Raw genomic sequence first — 5,986 nt, forward strand, 5'->3', positions numbered from 1 at the left:
GCGCAGGTAGGCGCCGCCTTCGTTCGTCTGGCAGGCCTGCTCGTAGGCGGCCAGGTGCGCGAGCTTGTCCGCCGGGGCGAATGAGCGTCGGCGTGGTCCGTCGGAACGTGGGTGGGAAGACTCCATGTGACCATTGTCCCCGGCTACGGCCAGGCTGGAAATTGTCATTGTCGGGTTGATCCGTATCTCGCCCTGCAGGCGGGGTTGCTGTGAACCGTTGGACTCAACTCAGCCTGACACGCAGGGACCACAAGCGTCGGTGTGGGACACGGTCAAACCCGCACCACCTCACGGTGATGCGGGTAGCCGTGACACACGTCCATCTCCCACGCCGCCACGCAAGTGGCAGACAGTATGAGATCTACGTAGACGCTTTGCCATGCCTGAAACACAGCGCGCGACCACCACCAACGCCGGGATTCCCGTCGCCAGCGACAACGAGTCGCTCACCGCCGGGCCGCAGGGTCCCATCCTGTTGCACGACCACTACCTCGTCGAGAAGCTCGCGCAGTTCAACCGCGAGCGCGTCCCGGAGCGCGTCGTCCACGCCAAGGGCGCCGGCGCGTTCGGCGAACTGGTCGTCACCCACGACGTGAGCCGGTACACGAAGGCCACGCTGTTCCAGCCCGGCGCGAAGACCGAATCGCTGGTGCGCTTCTCCACGGTCGCAGGTGAGCAGGGCAGCCCCGACACCTGGCGCGACCCGCGCGGATTCGCCGTGAAGTTCTACACCGAGGACGGCAACTACGACCTCGTCGGCAACAACACGCCCGTCTTCTTCATCAAGGACCCGATCAAGTTCCCCGACTTCATCCACTCGCAGAAGCGGCTGCCCGGATCCGGTCTGCGCGACCACAACATGCAGTGGGACTTCTGGACGCTGCGGCCCGAGTCCGCACACCAGGTGACGTGGCTGATGGGTGACCGCGGCATCCCGAAGACGTGGCGGCACATGGACGGCTTCGGCTCGCACACGTACCAGTGGGTCAACGCCGACGGCGAGCGGTTCTGGGTGAAGTACCACTTCAAGACCGACCAGGGCATCGAGTTTCTCACCCAGGACGAGGCCGACACCCTCGCGGGCACCGACCCCGACCATCACCGCGCCGACCTGTACGACACGATCGCCCGCGGCGAGTTCCCCAGCTGGACGCTGAAGGTCCAGGTCATGCCCGTCGACGAGGCCGAGGGCTACCGGTTCAACCCGTTCGACCTCACGAAGGTGTGGTCGCAGAAGGACTACCCGCTGATCGAGGTCGGCAAGTGGACCCTCAACCGGAACCCCGACAACTTCTTCGCCCAGATCGAGCAGGCGTCGTTCGAACCGTCGAATGTCGTTCCGGGAATCGGTTTCTCACCCGACAAGATGCTGCTCGGGCGGGTCTTCTCCTACGCGGACGCGCACCGGTACCGCATCGGCGCCAACTACGCGCAACTGCCGGTCAACGCCCCGAAGAACCAGGTGAACGCGTACTCGCAGGACGGCGCGATGCGGTACGCCACCAATTCACCCGAGACCCCGGTGTACGCGCCGAACTCGTACGGCGGCCCGCACGCCGACGCGTCGCTCGCGGGCGACGAAGGCCTCTGGGCGTTCGACGGTGAGTCGGTGCGCGCCGGTTACGTCGAGCACGCCGAGGACGGCGATTTCACGCAGGCGGGCACCCTCGTCCGCGAGGTCCTGAGCGACGACGAACGCGACCGCCTGGTGAACAACATCGTCGGTCACGCACTCGGCGGTGTCAGCGAACCGGTTCTGCTGCGGGTGTTCGACTACTGGAAGAGCGTCGACCCCGACCTGGGCAAGCGAGTGGAAATCGGTGTCCGGGAAGGACAGACCGGGAACTGATGTCGTTGGTGGGGCACGCTCAGAGCAGGCCCCACCAATAGATCAGCAACGCGAGAACGAATACCACCACAGTTTCCACGACGACCCTCCTTCGCCCGGCTGCACGCACCGCACGATTCCATCATCCCCCATGCGCTTCGCGCCCGTGAGTACTTCTTAACCGCCGGCGGTTAACAAGTACTCACAGGTGTGTGACGGGTGTGTCGGATGTTGTTGCTAGGTTGAGCGGTGTCAGGACACCGGCTCGGATGACCGTGTCCCGAGTCGGGGTCGAAAGGTGCTGTCTTCCATGGTGATGGGTCCCACCCACGCAATGTCCGGTGCGGCCGTCGGTCTGGCGGTGGCAGATCTGCTGCCGCTCGACTGGGGTGGGCCCACGTCCACCGCCGAGACCCTCACGTTCGCGGCGGTGTGCGCCGGGGCGGCGCTGCTCCCGGACCTCGACACGAGCCAGTCGACGGTGTCGCGTTCGTTCGGTCCGGTCAGCAGCGTCGTCGCGAAGGGTGTCGATGCGGTGTCGCTGGGTTTCTACACGATCACCAAGGGCAAACGGGACGGCAAGCGGCGGGGTGGGCACCGCACGCTCACCCACACCGCCCTGTTTGCGGCCGGCATCGGGGCCGGAGTGTCCGCGCTCGTCGTCCAGTTCGGCAAGCCCGCCATCATCGCGACGCTGTTCGTCTGCCTCGGCCTGGCCCTGCGCGGGCTGGCCGGTGAGCTGGCCAAAGAAAAAGGCTGGCTGGCGGTTTCGGCGGTCGCCGCGGTGCTGTCCGCGCTCACCTGGCAGTCGTATCCCACCGAGGCCGGTTCCACCGGGCTCGGCGTCGCGGTGGCCCTCGGCTGCGCAACCCACTGTCTTGGGGACGCCATCACCAAGGAGGGCGTCCCCTTTCTTGCGCCGTTCCTCACGCTCGGCAAGGAACGGTGGTGGGAGTTCCGGCTCCCGTCGTTCCTGTCCATCCGGGCGGGCGGGCCCTTCGAGAAGGTCGTGCTCGGGCCCGCCCWGACGGTGGCCGTCGGACTCATGGTCATCTGGGCCATCGACGGTGCGCCGCAGGCAATCTACGACGCGTTCGTGCCCGCGCCGAAGTGACTCGGGGATTCGGGAACTCAGGCGGCGAGCATCTTCTCGAGGTCGTCGAGGACGAGCATCGCCCCGGTCGGTCCGAGCGCGAGGAACCAGGTCTCGTCGCTGACGTGCACGGACTTGCCGTCCTTCACTGCCTGCATCTGATTCCACAGCGGGCCGCCGACCACGGTCGACTCGTCGGTGGTCTCGGGTGCGCCGTAGCTGGAGTAGAAGATCCGGTCGGCGTCCGCTTCGCCGATCGTCTCCTGGCTCACCTCGACGGCGAGTTCGTCGATGTTCTGCACCGTGGGGCGCGGGAGCCCGACGTCCTGCAGGATGACACCGATGAACGACAGGTTGCCGTAGAGGCGGATCTTGCCGGACATGAACCGGACCAGCGAGATCGTCGGCTCGCCGGTGATGGACTCCCGGACCTCGTCCGCGCGAGTCTGGTAGGCGTTGAGCACGTCCTCCGCCTTGGTCTCCTCGCCGAGGGCGTCCGCGACGAGCAGGAAGTTCTCCTTCCACGGGAAGCCGGGGCGGATGCCGAATACGGTCGGTGCGATCGACGACAGCTGCGGGTACAGCTTGTCGGCGCGCAGCTTGCTGCCGAGGATCAGATCGGGCTGGAGCGCGGAGATCGCCTCGAGGTTCAGGTTGTTGGTGGTCCCGACGTCCGGGACTCCGGCGAGCTTGTCGGCCAGGTAGGACGGCTGTCCGGCGGCGCTCTCTGGGCTGGCCAGTCCGACGGGCGTGATTCCCAGGGAGAGCACGTCGTCCAGCTCGCCGCCGTCGAGGACGATCACCCGCTCGGGCTTCTTCTCGATGACGGTTTCCCCGAGCGCGTGGGTGATGGTCCGGGGGAAGACGCCGGGTTCGGCATCGGTGCCGAGTTTGGCGGTCTCGGCGTCCGCCGTGGCGAACTGGCGGCCGCCGGTGGCGACGTCGGTGTTGCCGGCGGTCGAACCGGTGTCGGTGGTGCCGCAGGCGGCGAGAAAGACGCTGGCCAGGGCGACCAGCCCGGCGCGTACGTAGAGCCTCGATGACATGAGGTGAGGCTAGCCTGAGGTTTCGGAGCGGTGGCCGCGGGGTCCGGGCAACCGGAAAACGTCCCCACCACGCAGAAGAGGCCTCGACCGGCGAACCGGTCGAGGCCTCTTCTCGGTGTCTCACACTGTCGGGGTGGCGGGATTTGAACCCACGACCTCTTCGTCCCGAACGAAGCGCGCTACCAAGCTGCGCCACACCCCGTGTTGAACCTCGGCTAGCTTACATTACCCAACCAGTCACCATTAAATCCCCTGGTCAATTGCGTAAAACGGTGCTCTCCGACGACTCGGCGCGAGCCCGCGCGGTGTCGGAGTCCGAGCCGCCGCGCTGAGCCGGGACCAACGTCAGGAGCGTCGCCTCGGGGCGGCAGCAGAAGCGGGCCGGCGCCCACGGCGACGTCCCGATCCCGGCGGACACGTGCAGCTGGGTGTGCGCCCCCCACTTGGACGGCCCCTTCACCCGTGAGCGGTCGATGTCGCAGTTGGTGACGAGTGCGCCGTAGAACGGCAGGCACAGCTGACCGCCGTGCGTGTGGCCGGCCAGCACCAGGTCGTACCCGTCGTCCGCGAACCGATCGAGAACCCGCGGCTCGGGCGAGTGGGTGATGCCCAGCCGGAGATCGGCCAGCGGATTGGGCGGACCGGCGATGGTGTCGTACCGGTCGCGCTGGAGGTGCGGATCGTCGACCCCGGCCGACGCGATCCGGACCCCCGACACCTCGAGGTCGCGGCGCACGTGCGTGACGTCGAACCAGCCGCGTTCGGTGAACGCGGCCCGCAGGTCGCCCCACGGCAGCGGCTCGCCGAGGATGCGCTTGCGATCCTTGCGGAAGTACTCGAACGGGTTCTTCGGTTTCGGCGCGAAGTAGTCGTTGCTGCCGAACACGAACAGTCCGGGGCGGGCGAGCAGATTCCCCAGCGCCTGGACCACGGCGGGCACCGCCCGCTGGTGCGACAGGTTGTCGCCGGTGTTCACGACGAGGTCGGGGTCGAGGTTGTCGAGTTCCCGCAGCCAGTTCTGTTTCAGCCGCTGTCCGGGCATCATGTGCAGGTCGCTGATGTGCAGCACACGGAGCGTCGACGACCCGGGTTCGAGCACCGGCATCGTGACCTCACGCAGCGCGAACGCATTGCGCTCGATGAGCGAGGCGTAGCCGATGCCGAGGGCGGCGGCACCCGCCGTACCCAGGGCGGCGCGGGTCAGGTTGGTGCGGAACTCGTCAGACACTCTTCCAGGATACTGATGAGCGCAATCGAGATGCAGTGGACAAATCGGGGCGCGTAGCGTTTCGCCCATGCCAGATTCACTGAAAGCAAGACTGCGCTCCGACATGACGGCCGCCATGAAGGCCAAGGATTCGCTGCGCACCGCCACGATCCGCATGCTGATGGCCGCCGTGCAGACCGAAGAGGTTTCCGGCAAGGAAGCCCGCGAACTCACCGACGACGAGGTGCTGAAGGTCCTCGCGAAGGAGTCGAAGAAGCGCGGCGAGTCCGCCGAGATCTACACCGAGAACGGTCGGGGTGAGCTGGCAGCGCAGGAGCGGGCCGAGGCGCAGATCATCGACGAGTATCTGCCGACGCCGCTGACCGACGCCGAACTCGTCGACGTCGTGGACACCGCCATCGCCCAGGTGGCCGAGGAGATCGGTGAGCGTCCCGGCATGCGTCAGATGGGTCAGGTCATGAAGGCCGCCGGCGCGCTTGCGGGCGGCAAGGCGGACGGTTCGCGGCTCTCGCACGCGGTGAAGTCCCGCCTCTGACCCCCACGTGATGCTCCTATGAGTGTCAACCCGGGTTTGCGGGGTTGAGGAGGGCGAAGATTTCTCGGGCGACGGCTCGCTTGAGGCAGCGGATGATGTCGCGTTTGGGCTTTTGCTTTGGGGCGAGTCGTTTGTCCCGGTAGGCGCGGGTGCGGTCGTCGTACTTGGAGTCTGGAGAGCACGATCACGTGCAGTGCCCGGTTGGCTTGCCGGTCACCGCCCCGGTTGAGGCGGTACCGGGGTCGTCTGCCCGGAC

At 66.9% G+C, this 5,986-nt stretch carries 5 protein-coding genes, 1 tRNA gene and 2 pseudogenes; 4 read left to right on the forward strand and 4 right to left on the reverse strand.

All coding sequences use genetic code 11. The annotated features are described in order from the left end of the window. Positions 1–250: 250 nt before the first annotated feature. From AC1DWT_RS49105 to AC1DWT_RS49115, 3 genes and pseudogenes are all read left to right on the forward strand, one after another. A pseudogene (locus AC1DWT_RS49105) lies at positions 251–369 on the forward strand (zinc ribbon domain-containing protein); the annotation flags it as partial. Between the two features lie 10 nt (positions 370–379). Next, positions 380–1,849 (forward strand): catalase, encoded by a 1,470-nt coding sequence (locus tag AC1DWT_RS49110; RefSeq protein ID WP_095862951.1) that lies wholly within the window; start codon positions 380–382, stop codon positions 1,847–1,849. Positions 1,850–2,138: 289 nt separating this feature from the next. Then, positions 2,139–2,942 (forward strand): metal-dependent hydrolase, encoded by an 804-nt coding sequence (locus AC1DWT_RS49115; protein ID WP_477926053.1) that lies wholly within the window; start codon positions 2,139–2,141, stop codon positions 2,940–2,942. Positions 2,943–2,959: 17 nt separating this feature from the next. On the opposite strand, the gene AC1DWT_RS49120 is transcribed toward AC1DWT_RS49115, so the two are convergent. From AC1DWT_RS49120 to AC1DWT_RS49130, 3 genes are all read right to left on the reverse strand, one after another. Beyond that, a complete protein-coding gene (locus AC1DWT_RS49120) occupies positions 2,960–3,967 on the reverse strand; it encodes an ABC transporter substrate-binding protein (protein WP_095862952.1) in 1,008 nt (335 codons plus the stop codon). 128 nt (positions 3,968–4,095) lie between these two features. Beyond that, positions 4,096–4,169, reverse strand: a tRNA-Pro gene (locus tag AC1DWT_RS49125). 54 nt (positions 4,170–4,223) lie between these two features. Further along, on the reverse strand, positions 4,224–5,195 hold the full coding sequence (locus AC1DWT_RS49130; protein WP_072938076.1) for a metallophosphoesterase: 972 nt from the start codon (positions 5,193–5,195) through the stop codon (positions 4,224–4,226). A 67-nt stretch (positions 5,196–5,262) separates the two neighbouring features. Between AC1DWT_RS49130 and AC1DWT_RS49135 the strand changes: the two genes are divergently transcribed. Continuing rightward, complete coding sequence (locus tag AC1DWT_RS49135; protein WP_005248498.1) at positions 5,263–5,730, forward strand: GatB/YqeY domain-containing protein; 468 nt, start codon at positions 5,263–5,265, stop codon at positions 5,728–5,730. A 25-nt stretch (positions 5,731–5,755) separates the two neighbouring features. Here the strand turns inward: AC1DWT_RS49135 and AC1DWT_RS49140 are convergent. Further along, positions 5,756–5,986: pseudogene (locus AC1DWT_RS49140) on the reverse strand (IS110 family transposase); the annotation flags it as partial.

This window comes from Rhodococcus sp. P4_B6, from assembly GCF_056402215.1.